This window comes from Chitinophaga parva (assembly GCF_003071345.1).
Lineage (GTDB): Bacteria > Bacteroidota > Bacteroidia > Chitinophagales > Chitinophagaceae > Chitinophaga > Chitinophaga parva.
Window position 1 is genome coordinate 451,120 of sequence record NZ_QCYK01000002.1, and the last position, 16,740, is coordinate 467,859.

The 16,740-nt window shown below is 52.6% G+C and carries 17 protein-coding genes; all 17 read left to right on the top strand.

The window, feature by feature from the left end; genetic code table 11:
• Nucleotides 1-185 precede the first annotated feature (185 nt).
• The 17 genes from DCC81_RS12295 to DCC81_RS12375 all read left to right on the top strand — a co-directional run bounded on the left by DCC81_RS12295 (nt 186) and on the right by DCC81_RS12375 (nt 16,642).
• Nucleotides 186-851, top strand: coding sequence for a flavin reductase family protein (locus DCC81_RS12295; protein ID WP_108688228.1), 666 nt, complete (start codon nt 186-188; stop codon nt 849-851).
• A 292-nt stretch (nt 852-1,143) separates the two neighbouring features.
• Nucleotides 1,144-2,004, top strand: coding sequence for an ATP phosphoribosyltransferase (hisG, locus tag DCC81_RS12300; RefSeq protein ID WP_108686920.1), 861 nt, complete (start codon nt 1,144-1,146; stop codon nt 2,002-2,004).
• Between the two features lie 11 nt (nt 2,005-2,015).
• A complete protein-coding gene (gene hisD, locus DCC81_RS12305) occupies nt 2,016-3,293 on the top strand; it encodes a histidinol dehydrogenase (protein WP_108686921.1) in 1,278 nt (425 codons plus the stop codon).
• A gap of 24 nt (nt 3,294-3,317) precedes the next feature.
• Nucleotides 3,318-4,361, top strand: coding sequence for a histidinol-phosphate transaminase (gene hisC, locus DCC81_RS12310; protein ID WP_108686922.1), 1,044 nt, complete (start codon nt 3,318-3,320; stop codon nt 4,359-4,361).
• 38 nt (nt 4,362-4,399) lie between these two features.
• On the top strand, nt 4,400-5,539 hold the full coding sequence (gene hisB, locus DCC81_RS12315; protein WP_108686923.1) for a bifunctional histidinol-phosphatase/imidazoleglycerol-phosphate dehydratase HisB: 1,140 nt from the start codon (nt 4,400-4,402) through the stop codon (nt 5,537-5,539).
• A gap of 243 nt (nt 5,540-5,782) precedes the next feature.
• Nucleotides 5,783-7,192: an anthranilate synthase component I family protein gene (locus tag DCC81_RS12320; RefSeq protein WP_205686324.1), complete on the top strand. Its 1,410-nt coding sequence runs from the start codon at nt 5,783-5,785 to the stop codon at nt 7,190-7,192.
• A 1-nt stretch (nt 7,193) separates the two neighbouring features.
• A complete protein-coding gene (locus DCC81_RS12325; RefSeq protein WP_108686924.1) occupies nt 7,194-7,763 on the top strand; it encodes an anthranilate synthase component II in 570 nt (189 codons plus the stop codon).
• A 56-nt stretch (nt 7,764-7,819) separates the two neighbouring features.
• Entirely contained in the window at nt 7,820-8,812 is a 993-nt protein-coding gene (trpD, locus tag DCC81_RS12330) for an anthranilate phosphoribosyltransferase (protein WP_108686925.1), read from the top strand.
• A gap of 12 nt (nt 8,813-8,824) precedes the next feature.
• Nucleotides 8,825-9,625, top strand: coding sequence for an indole-3-glycerol phosphate synthase TrpC (gene trpC, locus DCC81_RS12335; RefSeq protein ID WP_108686926.1), 801 nt, complete (start codon nt 8,825-8,827; stop codon nt 9,623-9,625).
• Nucleotides 9,622-10,257, top strand: coding sequence for a phosphoribosylanthranilate isomerase (locus DCC81_RS12340; protein ID WP_108686927.1), 636 nt, complete (start codon nt 9,622-9,624; stop codon nt 10,255-10,257). Before trpC ends, DCC81_RS12340 begins: the two co-directional genes overlap by 4 nt.
• A 3-nt stretch (nt 10,258-10,260) precedes the next feature.
• A complete protein-coding gene (trpB, locus tag DCC81_RS12345) occupies nt 10,261-11,472 on the top strand; it encodes a tryptophan synthase subunit beta (protein ID WP_108686928.1) in 1,212 nt (403 codons plus the stop codon).
• Nucleotides 11,473-11,584: 112 nt separating this feature from the next.
• Nucleotides 11,585-12,358, top strand: a complete 774-nt coding sequence (gene trpA, locus DCC81_RS12350) for a tryptophan synthase subunit alpha (protein ID WP_108686929.1) — start codon at nt 11,585-11,587, stop codon at nt 12,356-12,358.
• Nucleotides 12,359-12,361: 3 nt separating this feature from the next.
• The gene (hisH, locus tag DCC81_RS12355) at nt 12,362-12,955 is read left to right on the top strand and encodes an imidazole glycerol phosphate synthase subunit HisH (RefSeq protein ID WP_108686930.1); all 594 of its coding nucleotides are present in this window, start codon (nt 12,362-12,364) and stop codon (nt 12,953-12,955) included.
• A 5-nt stretch (nt 12,956-12,960) separates the two neighbouring features.
• Nucleotides 12,961-14,115 (top strand): 1-(5-phosphoribosyl)-5-[(5-phosphoribosylamino)methylideneamino]imidazole-4-carboxamide isomerase, encoded by a 1,155-nt coding sequence (gene hisA, locus DCC81_RS12360; RefSeq protein ID WP_108686931.1) that lies wholly within the window; start codon nt 12,961-12,963, stop codon nt 14,113-14,115.
• Nucleotides 14,116-14,120: 5 nt separating this feature from the next.
• Nucleotides 14,121-14,876: an imidazole glycerol phosphate synthase subunit HisF gene (gene hisF / locus DCC81_RS12365; protein ID WP_108686932.1), complete on the top strand. Its 756-nt coding sequence runs from the start codon at nt 14,121-14,123 to the stop codon at nt 14,874-14,876.
• A 9-nt stretch (nt 14,877-14,885) separates the two neighbouring features.
• Nucleotides 14,886-15,485: a bifunctional phosphoribosyl-AMP cyclohydrolase/phosphoribosyl-ATP diphosphatase HisIE gene (gene hisIE / locus DCC81_RS12370; protein ID WP_108686933.1), complete on the top strand. Its 600-nt coding sequence runs from the start codon at nt 14,886-14,888 to the stop codon at nt 15,483-15,485.
• 68 nt (nt 15,486-15,553) lie between these two features.
• Nucleotides 15,554-16,642 carry a TlpA disulfide reductase family protein gene (locus DCC81_RS12375; protein ID WP_108686934.1) on the top strand — a complete coding sequence of 363 codons (1,089 nt, stop codon included), beginning with the start codon at nt 15,554-15,556 and terminating at the stop codon, nt 16,640-16,642.
• Nucleotides 16,643-16,740: the final 98 nt, after the last annotated feature.

Genomic DNA, 16,740 nt, shown 5'->3' on the forward strand with positions numbered 1-16,740 from the left:
TTCATAGGACAGTATCGATGCAAAGCCGGTGCAGGTGTAAACCTGTGCCGGCTCTGTTTTTGGGTGCGCCGCGCAGTGCGCCATAGCAGCAGGTTTTGGAAGATAGCAAGAATCGGGTTTTACACCTGCGCCGGATGTTGAACTTTTGCACCAGTAACAGCGGCCATTCTAAAACCTTTTATTATATGCATCATGTTTGCACACCGTCTATTTTGTATTTCGGCACACCGGTGGTCCTGGTGGGTACCAGTAATGAAGACGATACCTATAACCTGGCACCCATTTCCTCCGTGTTCTGGCTGGGCTGGCGGGCTATCATCGGCGTAAGCGCCAGCGCTAAAACAGCAGAGAATTTATTGCGTACCCGCCAGTGTGTACTAAACCTGCCCTCGGTAAACGAAGCTTTTGCCGTGAACCGCCTGGCCAAGACCACCGGTAGCAATCCCGTGCCGGCCGCCAAACTAAAACGTGATTATCGCTATGAGCCCCGCAAGTTTGAAACGGCAGGTCTTACACCGCAGGCAGGACAGCTGGTAGCAGCACCCCGGGTGTTGGAATGCCCGGTGCAACTGGAGGCATCGCTTGCAGCAGTGCACACTACCGGGTTGGAAGACCCGGACCTGCGTGGCAGGATCCTCATCTTTGAACTGCGCATGCTCCGGGTGCACGCCCTGCCGCAACTCATGATGGATGGGCATCCCAACCGCATTGATCCCGATAAATGGCGGCCGCTCATCATGAGCTTCCAGGAATTTTATGGGCTGGGAGAGAAGGTACATTATTCCACGCTGGCGGAAATCCCGGAAGTACTTTACCAGACGGCGGATATGATGAAGGCAGGTAGGCAGTAAGGCGCGCCATGGGCTCCGGTGTTAGCAAAATGTTAAGCAACCGCCGTCTTTCCTGAAGGAGTTTTAAAAAATGAAAAAATCTTTTGATAGTTGAGAATAGTTATTACTTTTGTGCCATCATGAAAGCAAACGTGCACATCCATCATCACCATCATATCTTACCAAACGGTAGGCTGGGATGATATTGTGCTGCACAATATATTGACATTCAAGGGCTTACCGCAACGGTAGGCCCTTTTTGTTTGGTGCTACCGGGAGCCATTTAAAAAAACACCTTAAACAAATACCAGTTATGTCTGCCAAGTTAAAAATTGCAGTACAGAAGTCGGGCCGCCTGCACGACGATTCCATGAAACTCCTGAAAGAGTGCGGCATTGACGTGAACAATGGCGTGAACCGCCTGAAAACCGAAGCCAGCAACTTTCCCCTGGAACTTTTTTTCCTGCGCGATGACGATATTCCGCAGTACGTTGAAGATGGCGTGGCCGACATTGGTATGGTAGGTGAGAACGTGGTATTTGAAAAGGAAAAACAGGTAAAGATCGTGGAGAAGCTGGGCTTCGGTAAATGCCGCCTTTCCATTGCAGTGCCCAAGAACGTGGAATACAATGGTATCAATGACCTGCACAACATGCGCATTGCTACTTCCTATCCCGTGATCGTGGCAGATTACCTGAAGAAACATAAGGTGCAGGCTGAGATCCATGAGATCAGCGGCTCCGTGGAAATAGCCCCCGGTATTGGCCTGGCAGATGCTATCTGTGACCTGGTAAGCAGCGGTTCCACGCTGTTTATGAACGGCCTGAAGGAAGTGGAAGTGATGTTGAAAAGTGAAGCGGTGCTGGTGGCCAATAAGGACCTCACTGCCGCGCAGCAGCAGCTGCTGGACAAACTGCTGTTCCGCATGCGGGCCGTTCGCAAGGCCAAGAATAATAAATACATCCTGCTGAACGCACCGAATGATAACCTTGAAAAGATCATCAGCCTGCTGCCCGGCATGAAAAGCCCTACCGTACTGCCTTTGGCAGAAGCCGGCTGGAGCTCCGTACACAGTGTGCTGAATGAAAATGAGTTCTGGGACATTATTGAAAGTCTCAAAGAAGCAGGCGCACAAGGCATACTGGTAGTGCCCATTGAAAAAATGATCATTTAAAAATCCGATCCATGCAAACCGTTCAATACCCGGATAGAAAAGATTGGGACGTGCTTTTGCAGCGCCCTGTAATGGATACCGCCGCCCTGGAAAGTAAGGTGGCGGCCATTCTCCAGGCAGTGCAGCAGGAAGGTGATGCAGCTGTGAAGCGCTATGCCAAACAGTTTGACAATGTGGAGCTGGAAAATGTACAGGTATCCACCGCAGAATTTGCCGAAGCCAACGCCAATTTAGACCCCGCCCTCAAACAGGCCATTCTCCAGGCCAAACAGAATATAGAACGTTTTCACAAAGCACAGCAGGAACAATCACAGGTGATAGAAACCATGCCCGGCGTACAATGCTGGCGCAGATCCGTGGCCATTGACAAGGTGGGCCTTTACATTCCCGGGGGCTCCGCACCACTGTTCTCCACGATCCTCATGCTGGGCATTCCCGCTGCTATAGCGGGTTGCCGCGAAGTGGTCCTGTGCACGCCCTCTAATGCCGCAGGCAAAGTGAACGACGCCATCCTCTTCACCGCGCAGGCCGTGGGCATTGAAAAGGTATTTAAAATAGGGGGTGTGCAGGCCATCGGCGCTATGGCGTATGGCACGGAAACCGTACCCAGCGTGTATAAGATATTTGGCCCCGGCAATCAATATGTAACCGCTGCCAAGCAGCTGGTGAACAAGGCCGGTACCGCTATCGACATGCCCGCCGGTCCTTCGGAAGTGGCGGTGCTGGCAGATGAGACCTGCATACCCGGCTTTGTGGCGGCAGATCTCTTATCCCAGGCGGAGCACGGCCCTGATAGCCAGGTGCTGCTGGTCACTACCTCACTGCAGGTGATCAAAGATGTGGAAGCCGCTGTAGTAAAACAATTGCAGGAACTGCCGCGACATCAGACCGCCTCCAAAGCGCTGGACAACAGCCGCATGATCCTGGTAAAAGACATGGAGGAAGCCATGGACCTGCTCAATGCATATGCACCGGAACACCTCATCATTGCCTGCCAGGATGATGTAATGCTGGCTGATAAAGTGATCAATGCAGGTTCTGTATTCCTGGGCAACTATTCCCCGGAAAGCGCCGGTGACTATGCCTCCGGCACTAACCACACCCTGCCTACCAACGGCCATGCCCGCGCCTACAGCGGCGTATCGCTGGATAGCTTTTTAAAGAAGATCACTTACCAGCGCCTCAGCAGGGAAGGCCTGCAGCAGATAGGCCAGACCATTGAACTGATGGCGGCTGCGGAAGGCCTGGATGCACATAAACAGGCCGTGACCATCCGCCTGAACTATTAATTCAACGACTCAATTTATACGACGATGTTTGACCTGAACCAGGTACTCAGAGATAATATAAAACGCCTTACTCCCTACTCCTCCGCACGCGATGAGTTTAAAGGAGAGGCCAGCATTTACCTTGATGCAAATGAAAACAGCTTTGGTTCCCCGCTGCCGGTAAATTACAACCGCTACCCGGACCCGATGCAGTGGAAACTGAAATATAAACTGGCGGATATCAAAGGGGTACCGCCCCAGAATATCTTCATAGGTAATGGCAGCGACGAGGCCATAGACGTGCTTTTCCGCTCTTTCTGCACCCCCGGTGCAGATAACGTGATCCTTTGCCCGCCCACCTATGGAATGTATGAAGTGAGCGCTAACATTAACGATGTGACCATCCGTAAAGTGAGCCTCACCGATGACTTCCAGCTGGACTTGCCAGGCATAGAAGCGGCTATTGATGCCAATACAAAGCTGATCTTTATCTGCTCTCCCAACAATCCGACCGGTAATGCCCTGAACCGGGATGATATTGAAATGATCCTGAGCAATTTTGATGGCGTGGTGGTGATAGACGAAGCATACATCAACTTTTCCCGCCAGCGTTCTTTCATCCAGGAGCTTACGGAATATCCGAACCTGGTGGTGATGCAGACCCTTTCCAAAGCCTGGGGCCTGGCTGCTTTGCGCGTGGGCATGGCATTCGCCAGCGAGGATATCATCAATGTGTTCAATAAAGTGAAGCCTCCTTACAACGTAGGCCAGGCCACGCAGGAGCTGGCGCTGGAAGCCCTGGGCAATATTGAGCAGGTAAACGGATGGATCAAAGAAACCGTGCAGGAACGTGACCTGCTGGTGAGCCGGCTGTCGCTGTTGCCGCAGGTGCTGCGTATTTATCCCAGTGATGCCAACTTCCTGCTGGTAAAAACCATCGATGCAAATGGTATCTACAACTTCCTGGTGGAGCAGGGTATCATTGTGCGCAACCGCAGTAAAGTAGAGCTTTGCGCCGGCTGCCTGCGCATCACCGTGGGCACGCCCCATGAAAATGCCACGCTGGTAGCGGCTATCAGCGCTTTTTAACCATCAACAATCTAGCAATCCAATAACTGAACAAGCTAATGAAACGTGTCCTCTTCATCGATCGCGATGGTACCATGATCAAAGAAGTACCGCCTACTTACCAGATCGATAGCCTGGAAAAAGTGGAGTTTTACCCGAAAGCATTTACCTACCTGGGCAAGATTGCCGCGGAGCTGGATTATGAACTGGTACTGGTGACCAACCAGGATGGAATGGGCACGCCCAGCTTCCCGGAAGATACGTTCTGGCCTGCGCATAAATTCGTCATGCGTTCTTTTGCAAACGAAGGCGTGATCTTTTCCGAAGAATGTATTGACCGCTCTTTCCCCGCGGATAATGCACCCACCCGCAAGCCCGGTACCGGTATGCTCACCAAATATTTCGGAGAAGGGTACGACCTGAAAAATTCCTTCGTGATCGGCGACCGCATTACGGATGTGAAACTGGCCCAGAACCTGGGTGCTAAGGCCATCTGGCTCAATGAAGGCAATGGCCTGGGCCAGGCGGAACTGACGCAGCAAGAGGTGGACAGCCTGCGCAATGTGATTGCACTGGAATCTATGGATTGGGCTAAAATCTACGAGTTCCTGAAACTGGGCCTCCGAACGGTAACGCATACACGCACCACCAAGGAAACAGACATCACCATCCGCCTCAACCTGGATGGCAGCGGCAAAGCAGACATCCACACGGGCCTGGGTTTCTTTGACCACATGCTGGAGCAGATAGCCCGCCATGGCGGCATAGACCTTACGGTCAAAGCCAAAGGCGACCTGCATATTGATGAGCACCATACCATTGAGGATACCGGTATTACGCTGGGAGAGGCCATGGCCCAGGCTTTGGGCGATAAGCGGGGCATTGAGCGTTATGGCTTCATGTTACCTATGGACGATTGCCTGGCGCAGGCAGCCATTGATTTTGGCGGCCGTGCATGGCTGATGTGGAATGCCACCTTCACCCGTGAGAAGATAGGAGAAATGCCAACAGAGATGTTCTACCATTTCTTCAAATCCTTCTCCGACGGCTCCCGCAGCAACCTGAATATCAAAGCTGAAGGGCAGAACGAACATCATAAAATAGAAGCCATTTTCAAAGCTTTTGCAAAAGCGATAAAAATGGCCGTGCGCCGCGATCCTATGCATATGCAGCTGCCCAGCACCAAAGGTGTGCTGTAAGGGGACCTGTGCCACAAGCGTGCTATTTCTTGAAAAAAATTTGCATTTGTGGGAAAAACCTTCCATATTTGTTCTCGCTATGCAAAATAACATGACAAATAAATACTGGTGGTGGCACAGGATCGATCTTCGATAACTGTGTTCAGTGCTATGTCTATTTTCAGGATATAATAGAAAGGCTCGCTAACACAGCGAGCCTTTTTCTTTTTAGCTCAACGTCAACTTTTAGTAACCCTTACTACTATGCGGATCATTCAGGTAAAAACAAGGTACAAGCAAATGCTGGCGGACGTATTTACGCCTGTGGGCATCTATCTGCGGCTGCGCGACAAATTTCCCGGTACCATCCTGCTGGAGAGCACGGACTACCGGGCCAGCGAGAACAGTTTCTCCTATATTGGTATCAAACCCATTGCCGGTATTGAAGTGAGCTCCACCCGGGACTTTGAATTCAAATACCCGAACCAGCCGGTGGAGAAGAAGCAGCTCAAAGACAAGCAATCCGTGCTCAATGAACTGGAAGCCTTCCTAAAGAGCTTCAGCTTCAGCGAGCAGTCGCCCATACGCCTTACAGAAGGGCTTTTTGGTTACAGCACATTTGATTCCGTGCAGTTCTTTGAAAAGATCTCCTTCAACCAGCAGAAGCAGACAGATGCCGCCATCCCGCTCATGCGCTACCGCTTCTACCAGTATGTGATCGCGATCAATCACTTCAAGGATGAAATGTACCTCTGTGAAAACCAGGTGGCCGGCGTAGATAGCGAGTTTGAACAGATAGAAGCACTGATCCGGCACAAGGACACACCTACCTACCGCTTCCAGACCGAAGGTGAAGAAGAAAGTAACATGGACGACGCCGCTTACATGCAGATGGTAGAGCAGGGCAAGCAACACTGCTACCGTGGGGATGTATTCCAGGTAGTGTTATCAAGAGCCTTCCAGCGTTCCTTCAAAGGAGATGAATTCAATGTATACCGCGCCCTCCGTTCCATCAACCCCTCACCTTACCTCTTCTACTTTGATTACGGCGATTATAAACTGATGGGCTCTTCTCCCGAAGCCCAGCTGGTGATCAAGGATCGTAAAGCCACCATACACCCTATAGCAGGCACTTTCCGCCGTACCGGCGATGACGTGCAGGACCAGGTGCTGGCGGATAAACTGTTGAAAGACCCGAAAGAAAATGCAGAGCACGTGATGCTGGTGGACCTGGCCCGCAATGACCTGAGCCGCAATGCTACCAATGTGCAGGTGGAGAAAGACCGGCAGATCCAATACTACTCCCACGTGATCCACCTGGTGAGCGAAGTGACCGGCAGGATCCCCGCAGATACCAATCCCTTTTCCTTACTGGCAGCCACGTTCCCCGCAGGCACACTGAGCGGGGCGCCCAAGTACCGCGCCATGCAGATCATTGACCAGTATGAACCTACGGCCCGCGGCTTCTACGGCGGTTGCATCGGCTTTGTAGGGTTCAATGGTGAGTTCAATCACGCCATCATGATCCGCTCTATGCTGAGCAAGCGCAATACCCTGTACTACCAGGCCGGCGCCGGTGTGGTGGCCAAGTCTGTGGCCTCGTCCGAACTGGAAGAAGTGAACAATAAACTCAATGCACTGAAACAAGCCATTCTGCTGGCACAAACGATCTGATATGAACATCCTGGTATTTGACAACTACGATTCCTTCACCTATAACCTGGTGCACCTGGTTGAAAAGATCATCCGGCAGAAAGTGACAGTGTTCCGCAATGATGAAATTCCCCTGGAACAGGTGAAAGACTATGATAAGATCATCCTTTCCCCCGGTCCGGGCATCCCGGAAGAAGCAGGCCTGCTGCTGCCGCTGATCAAAGAATATGCACCCAGTAAATCCATCTTTGGCGTGTGCCTGGGCCTGCAGGCCATAGGCCAGGCTTTTGGGGCAGACCTCATTAACCTCAAGGATGTATACCACGGCGTAGCTACAGATGTAGCGATCATTGACCGCAGCGGCCGCCTGTTTGAAGGCCTGCCAGACCGCTTTGCGGTAGGACGTTATCACAGCTGGGTGGTGGATGAAAAGACCATCCCGGCAGAACTGGTGGTGACGGCAAAAGATGATGAACAGTTCATCATGGCGATGCAGCACACCCGTTATGACGTAAGCGGTGTACAGTTTCACCCGGAAAGTGTACTGACGCCCCACGGTGAGCAGATCCTGCGTAACTGGCTGAAAGCCTGATACAGCAAGGATTTTAAGTAAAATGTAATTATCCCATTTTTAGTGCAAACCGAACGATGAAAAAGATACTCAACTATTTATTTGAACATAAAACATTCAGCCGCGCGCAGGCAAAAGACATTCTCACCCAGATCTCTGCCGGCGTGTTCAACGAAAGCGAACTGGCCGCCTTCATGACCGTGTTCCTCATGCGCAGTATCACGATCGATGAACTGCTGGGCTTCCGCGATGCATTGCTGGAACTTTGTGTGCCGGTAGACCTGAATGGCCACGCGGTGCTGGACATTGTAGGTACCGGTGGCGATGCCAAGAACACTTTTAATATCTCTACCCTCAGCTGCTTTATCGTAGCCGGTGCGGGAGGCCAGGTGGCCAAGCATGGCAATTATGGCGTGTCTTCCGTGAGCGGGGCATCTAATTTGATGGAGAGTGCGGGGTATAAATTTAAGGCCGATCCTGCCAAGCTGAAAACAGAACTGGAAGAGGCAGGCGTATGTTTCCTGCACGCGCCCCTGTTCCACCCTGCGCTCAAGAACGTGGCAGGTGTACGCCGCCAGCTGGGCGTGCGCACTTTCTTTAATATGCTGGGGCCGTTGGTTAATCCCGCTTTTGCGCAGCACCAGCTCATTGGCGTGTATAGCCTGGAAATGGCCCGCGTGTACAACTACCTGTTCCAGCAAACCGACAAGGACTTTGTGATCGTGCACAGCCTGGATGGGTATGATGAAATATCCCTGACGGCCGATACCAAGGTGATAGACCGTAAAGGGGAGCAGGACTGCACCCCGGAAGCACTGGGTCGCCGCCGCGTATCGCCGGAAGATATTTTTGGGGGCAATACCGTGGCCGATGCCGCTAAGATCTTCATGAAGATCCTGAAAGGCGAAGGCAGCTGGGCACAGAATGCCGTGGTACTGGCCAATTCCGCTATGGGATTGCATTGCATGGGCCGGTATTCCACCTATGACGAATGCTTCCAGGCGGCCATCGAATCGCTGGAAAGCGGGGCTGCCCACAAAGCCTTTAACAAACTGATTTCTTTGCAATAATTATAAAGGATTATGAAAGACATTCTCGCGGAAATAGTGGCTTACAAACGTACGGTGGTAGCGGCTGCCAAACAGCAACGCACGATCAGTGACCTGGAAAATGCGCCTTTGTTCAACCGCTCTGTGGTCTCGCTGGTTAATTTCTTACAGCAACCGCAGAAGTCCGGCATCATCGCAGAGTACAAGCGCAAGTCGCCTTCCAGGGGTGTGATCAATGACCGCAACTCCGTGGAAGAAGTGACCCAGGCTTATGCCAACTGCGGGGCCAGCGGGCTTTCTGTGCTCACGGATGATAAATTCTTTGGCGGCAGCAGTGAAGACCTTACCAAGGCGCGCACCCTGGTGGAGATCCCCATCCTGCGCAAGGATTTTATCGTGGATGAATACCAGGTTTACGAAGCCCGCGCCATCGGGGCGGATGTGATCCTGCTCATCGCAGAATGCCTTACCAAAGAAGAAGTACTGCACCTCTCCGGCGTGGCCCATAACCTGGGCATGGAAGTGCTGCTGGAAATGCACACGGAAGCACAGCTGGACAAGGTGTCTGAGCATGTGAATATGGTGGGCATCAATAACCGCGACCTCGTCACCTTTAACGTGGACATTGACCGCTCTATAGCCCTGGCGGCAAAACTGCCGGCGGATAAGCTGAAGGTGGCGGAAAGCGGCATTGACAATATAGATACCATTGTGACCTTGCGCAACGCGGGTTTCAAAGGATTTTTAATGGGCGAGTATTTCATGAAGCAGGAAGATCCCGGCAAGGCTTTTAATGATTTCGTGAACGCCCTGGCACAAACAACATCCAAATGAAAATAAAGGTATGTGGCATCACGAGGCTGGAAGACCTGGAAACACTTTCCAGGCTTGGGGCAGACTATGCCGGTCTCATTTTCTATGAACGCTCTCCCCGCTACATGGGCCACCTGCTGCAAGGGGCGGATGTAAAGAAAACCGCACCCAAACTGGCCAGGGTAGGGGTGTTTGTCAATGAAACCCTGGAAGGGGTGCTGGATAAAGTGACCGGCTACGGCCTGCAACTGGTGCAGCTGCACGGGGACGAAAGCCCCGAGTACTGTGCTACCCTGGCCCAGTATGTGCCGGTGATCAAAGCATTCCGTATAGGCGATACCGTTAACTGGGACACACTGAAGCCCTATGCGCACATCGTGGATTATTTTCTTTTTGATACAGCCAGTAAAGCTGCCTATGGCGGCACAGGCCACCAGTTTAACTGGGCGGTGCTGGACACCTATCCTTTTGACGTGCCTTTCTTCCTGAGTGGGGGCATTGGCGCGGAAGAAACCGGTGCCCTGCGTGCGCTGCGATGGCCACACCTGTATGCGGTAGATGTAAACAGCCGTTTTGAAACGGCCCCCGGCGTAAAAGATCTCAGCGCTGTACAGGCTTTTATAGGAGCCCTTTCCTCAACTCAAAATCAATAGCAAATGAAGATTGCTGAAAATACCTTTCACTCTCCTTACCAGGCCGATGAAAATGGCTTCTATGGCCGGTTTGGAGGTGCTTATATTCCTGAAATGCTCTACCCGAACGTGGAAGAGCTGCAGCAAAAATACATGGACATTCTCCGTGATCCCGGCTTCCAGGCCGAGTTCCAGCAGCTGCTCACCGACTATGTAGGCCGCCCTTCCCCCCTGTATTTAGCGAAGCGCTTGTCTGAAAAATACAAAGCAAAGATCTACCTGAAACGGGAAGACCTGAACCATACCGGTGCGCATAAGGTGAATAACACCATTGGCCAGATCCTGCTGGCCAAACGCCTGGGCAAAAAGCGCATCATTGCAGAAACCGGGGCTGGCCAGCATGGCGTGGCCACCGCTACCGTATGCGCCCTTATGAACATGGAATGCGTAGTGTACATGGGCAGCGTGGACATTAAAAGACAAGCCCCCAACGTAGCCCGTATGAAAATGCTGGGTGCCACGGTAGTACCCGCCACCAGCGGTAGCGAAACGCTGAAAGACGCCACCAATGAGGCTATCCGCGATTGGATCAACAACCCGGTGGATACCCACTACATCCTGGGCACCGCCGCCGGCCCGCATCCTTACCCCGATATGGTGGCCCGCTTCCAGTCTGTGATCAGTGAAGAGATCCGCAAACAACTGAAGGAAAAAGAAGGCCGTGAAACACCGGATTACGTAATGGCCTGCATAGGCGGCGGCAGTAATGCCGCTGGTACTTTCTACCATTTCCTGGACGAACCTTCTGTTAAAATAGTAGCCGTAGAAGCAGCCGGGCATGGTAATGAAACAGGCGAATCGGCCGCTTCCACCGTGCTGGGAAAAGTAGGCCTTATCCATGGAGCCAAAACCCTGCTCATGCAAAGTGAAGACGGCCAGATCACGGAGCCGTACTCCATTTCCGCAGGCCTGGACTATCCCGGTATAGGCCCCATGCACGCCCACTTATACGAAAGTGGCCGCGGTACGTTCCTGAGTGCTACTGATAATGAAGCCCTGGCAGCCGCCTTTGAGCTTACCCGCCTGGAAGGCATTATCCCCGCGCTGGAATCATCCCACGCAGTGGCCAAGCTGAAAGACCTGGACCTGAAACCCGCAGACGTGGTAGTAGTATGCCTTAGCGGCCGTGGTGATAAGGACATGGAGACGTATATCAGGAATTTGGATAAGTTTTAATGGTTGTACAACGTACGTGAAACATGAAATTTGAGAACTGTACAATACAACAGGGACAGGGCTTCCAGCAGAAGTACGTTATACGTTGTACGTTGTACGCAATACAGTTTTTATGAACAGAATAGACCAATTATTCTCCCGGAAAAATAAGAATGTGCTTAACGTGTACTGCACGGCGGGTTTCCCGGAACTGGAGAGCACTTTACCGGTAATGCAGGCACTGCAGGATGCCGGTGCAGACCTCATTGAACTAGGCATGCCATTCTCTGATCCGCTGGCCGATGGGCCGGTGATCCAGGACAGCAGCACCCGTGCGCTGAAGAACGGGATGAGCCTTGCCAAGTTGTTTGAGCAACTGAAAGGCTTCCGCAGCACCATTACGCTGCCGGTGATCCTGATGGGCTACCTGAACCCGATCCTGCAAATGGGCGTGGAAACGTTTTGCCAGCGCTGTAAGGAAGTTGGGGTGGATGGGCTCATCCTGCCGGAACTGCCACTGGCGGAATACGAGGCGGAGTACAAGACCACCTTTGACCAGTACGGGCTGCACCTCATTTTCCTGGTAACACCCGAAACCAGCGAAGCCCGCATCCGCCAACTGGATGCCGCCAGCCAGGGATTCCTCTATGCCGTGTCCTCATCCTCCACCACTGGTAAGGATAAGAACATGAACGACCAGGCGGCCTACTTCGAGAAATTACAGCAATTACAGCTGAAAAACCCCGTGCTGATAGGCTTTGGCATTAAAGATAAAAGTACTTTTACAACGGCTTGCGCGCACAGCAACGGCGCCATTATCGGCACCGCGTTTATCAAAGCCATCGGGAATGCCAATGGCACACTGCCAGCTACCGTAAAGACCTTTATCCAGGGAATCATTGCTTAGCATATGAAAACAGTTATTATAAAATACAACGCCGGCAACATCCGCTCCGTGCAGTTTGCATTGGAACGGATAGGCGCTACCGGCGTGGTCACAGACGACCCGGCGGAGATCATGGCTGCCGATAAGGTGATATTTCCCGGGGTGGGAGAGGCCAGTACCGCCATGCAATACCTCCGGGAACATAAGCTGGACCAGGTGATCACCAGCCTGAAACAACCCGTGCTGGGCATCTGCCTGGGCATGCAGCTCCTGTGCAAACACTCCGAAGAGAACGATGCACAGTGCCTCGGCATCTTTGACGTGGAGGTAAAGAAATTTGAATCGCCGGTGCCTAATGGACTGAAGATCCCGCAAATAGGCTGGAACAACATCACAGGCCTGTACAGCACTATGTTTGAGCATGTGCCGGAAAACAGCTACATGTACTTTGTACACAGCTATTATGCCGCCCTCAGCCCGCATACGGTGGCTACAACCAACTACGTGATCAACTACAGCTCCGCGCTGCAAAAAGATAATTTTTATGCGGTGCAGTTCCACCCGGAGAAATCCGCGGAGCATGGACAGCGCATCATTGAGAACTTTTTGAAACTGTAAGCAGGATGGGCGCAAGCATCAGGGAGATAACGGTAACGGATACACTGCAATTGCGGCGGGATGTGCTGTACCCCAGTAAAGACCTGCACGAAGTGCTGGTGGAAAATGACGACAAGGGCCGCCACTATGGCGTATTTGAAGGGGAAAGACTGGTGGCGGTGGGCTCCCTGTTCATTAACGGCAGCTCCGCCCAGTTCCGCAAACTGGCCACTGCACCGGATAAGCGGGGTAAGGGGTATGGCAAAATGCTGCTGCACCACTTTGCACAGGTGGCCGGCGCTTCTGGGGTAACCCTGTTGTGGTGCCACGCCCGTAACACCGCCCAAAGTTTTTATACGCCCCTGGGTTTTGTACAGGCAGGGGATTATTTTGAAAAAGAACAAATTACATACTGCCGGATGGAGATCCCGTTGAACACGGCAAAGCAGCCGTTTGAAATTATTCCCGCCATAGACCTCATTGATGGCAAATGTGTGCGTCTCACCCAGGGTGATTATGCGCAGCAGAAAGTGTATAATGAGCACCCGCTGGAAGTGGCCAGGGAGTTTGAAGACATGGGCATCCGCCGCCTGCACCTGGTAGACCTGGATGGCGCCAGGAAAGGACAGGTGGTGAACTGGAAAGTACTGGAAACCATTGCCGGCAAAACCGCGCTGGTCATAGACTTTGGGGGGGGCGTAAAGACGGAAAAGGATCTCGGGATCATCTTTGAAAGCGGCGCAGCCATGGCCACCGTGGGCAGCGTGGCAGTAAAGCAGCCTTCCCTTTTTGATGGCTGGGTAAAACAATACGGCGCGGAAAAGATCCTGCTGGGTGCCGACGTGAAAGGGGAACAGATGGCCGTAAGCGGCTGGCTGGAAACCACGGACGTAACTATTTTCGATTTCCTGAAAGACCGTACTGCAGCCGGTGTGCAGCAATTGTTCTGCACAGATGTGGCCAAGGACGGCCTGCTGCAGGGCCCTTCCCTGGACCTTTATAAACGCATACTGGAAGCCTTTCCGCAGCTGTACTTCATAGCCAGCGGCGGAGTGGCGCAGCTGAAAGATATTTACGACCTGCAGCAAATTGGGTGCAGCGCCGTGATCGTGGGTAAGGCCATCTATGAGGGCCGCATCACCACGGAGGAGCTGAAACAATTTATCCGCACAAATCATTAAATGCTATGTTGACCAAACGCATTATTCCCTGCCTGGACATCAAGGACGGGCGCACGGTAAAAGGGGTGAACTTTGAGAACATCCGCGATGCCGGCGACCCCATTGAACTGGGTGCACTGTACGCACAGCAGGGCGCAGACGAGCTGGTATTCCTGGATATAACGGCTACGAATGAACGAAGAAAGACCTTGTCAGAGCTGGTGACCCGCATTGCCCGCCATGTCAACATCCCGTTTACCGTGGGTGGCGGCATTGCTTCCGTGGAGGACGTGCAGGTGCTGCTGCAATCCGGTGCAGACAAGATCTCTGTCAATACTTCCGCCTTCAAACGCCCGGAGCTGCTCAATGAGCTGTCCCTGGAATTTGGCAGCCAGTGCGTGGTACTGGCCATTGATACCAAGTTTGAAGACGGCAACTGGTACGTGTACCTGAACGGGGGCCGTGTAAAAACAGACCGCCTCACCCTGGACTGGGCCAGGGAGGCCGTAGACCGTGGTGTGGGCGAGATCCTGCTGACCTCCATGAACAATGATGGCACCAAGCAAGGCTTTGCACTGGACATTACCGCACAACTTTCCCAGCAGCTCAATGTGCCCGTGATAGCCAGCGGCGGCGCAGGTACCATGGAGCACTTTGACCAGGTGTTTGAAGTGGCCCAGGCAGATGCAGCCCTTGCTGCCAGCATTTTCCACTACAATGAGATCACCATTCCCGATCTTAAGAATTATTTATACGACAAGGGTGTGAACATCCGCTTTTAACCGCTCATCATGCAAGTGAATTTCCAAAAATCGCCCGATGGCCTGGTGCCGGCCATCATCCAGGACGCCCGCACCCAGAAAGTACTGATGCTGGGCTATATGAACCAGGAAGCCCTGGACAAGACCCTGGCCGGTAAAAAAGTGACCTTTTACAGCCGCAGTAAACAACGCCTGTGGACCAAGGGTGAAGAAAGCGGCAATTTCCTGCTGCTGGAAGACGTGAAAGTAGACTGCGATAACGATACCCTCCTCATCCGCGTGCAGCCCGTGGGCCCCGTGTGCCATACCGGCAGCGGCACCTGCTGGAACGAGGATAACGTGAACGAAAATTTCCTGTACCAGCTGGAACGCACCATTGCAGACCGTCGCGCCAATCCTTCAGAGAAATCCTACACCGCCAGCCTGTTTGCCAAAGGCATTAACAAGATTGCGCAGAAAGTGGGCGAGGAGGCTGTAGAACTGGTGATTGAAGCCAAAGACGATAACGAAGCCCTGTTCCTCAACGAGGGGGCCGACCTGCTTTTCCATTACCTCATTCTCCTGAATGCAAAAGGCTACCAGCTGAACGACATTGTGAAAGTGCTGGAGGGGCGTCAAAAGAAAGGTTAAAAACTACAGGAGCGGCAATTTCATAGATGGAATATTAGCTATATTGCCGCATAAAGTAAACCGTATTCATGAAAAAAATTGTCCTCGTAGCAGCTGGTTTAATGTGTGGCAGCGCTGCTTTTTGCCAGCAAACCGTAAGTGGGAAGATTAAAGGGGGAAATGGGAAGACCATTTACCTCTACAACGATAAAAGCAACACGCCGGAAGACAGCGTAGCCCTCAAAGCCGACGAATCGTTCTCCATGCCCGTGAAAGGCAAGGAAAAAGCCATCTACGCCCTCATTCTCCAGGATAACGACCAGCCCATGCTCTTCACCAGCGGGAAGGAAAATGTAGTGGTGAATGCGGAAGCAGCCACTTTCCCCGTGGCGCAAAGCTTTAAAGGCGATGAAGATGCCAAAGCCATGCAAGCCTACCAGCAGGCATTCCAGCCGCTGATTGGCCAGGCGCAGCAACTCAACGTAGAAGCCCGCGGCATCCGTGGTGATGATGAAGCGGCCAAAGAAGCTTTCCGGAAAAAAGCAGAGGCCTTTGGCGCGGAAGTGACCAAGACCGGGGTGGCATTCGTAGAAAAACACCCGCATAACCTGGCCAGCGTATGGCTGATGCTTAATGAGCTGCGCAACCGCGTGGACCCCCAGCAGATGGAGCAGCTGTTCACCTCCCTGGATAAGCCCGTGCAGCAATCCCAATACGGCGAGGCCATTGGCAAGTACCTGCACGCCGCCCGCCTGAGCGGCATTGGTGTGGAGGCAGACGACTTCACCCAGAACGATGTGAACGGCAAACCCGTGTCCCTCAAATCGTTCCGTGGCAAATACGTATTGGTAGACTTCTGGGCCAGCTGGTGTGGGCCGTGCCGTGCAGAGAACCCCAACGTGGTGGCGGCTTACAACAAATACAAAGACAAGAACTTCACCATCCTGGGCGTATCCCTGGATAAGGATAAAAACCCCTGGACACACGCCATTGAGAAAGACGGCCTGGCCTGGACACAGGTATCTGACCTGAAAGGCTGGGAAAATTCCGTGGCGGTGCAGTACGGTATCCAGTCTATCCCTGCTAACATGCTGGTAGGCCCCGATGGCAAGATCGTGGCCCGCAACCTGCGCGGGGACGCCCTGGAAGCCAAGCTGGAAGAATTGCTGAATAAGTAAAAACGCATGCTCATAATAGGAAAGCCTGCAGTACCATCCTGCAGGTTTTTTTATGCCTTCCAGGCACACTTACCTGAAAATCAATGCCTGCCCGCCTT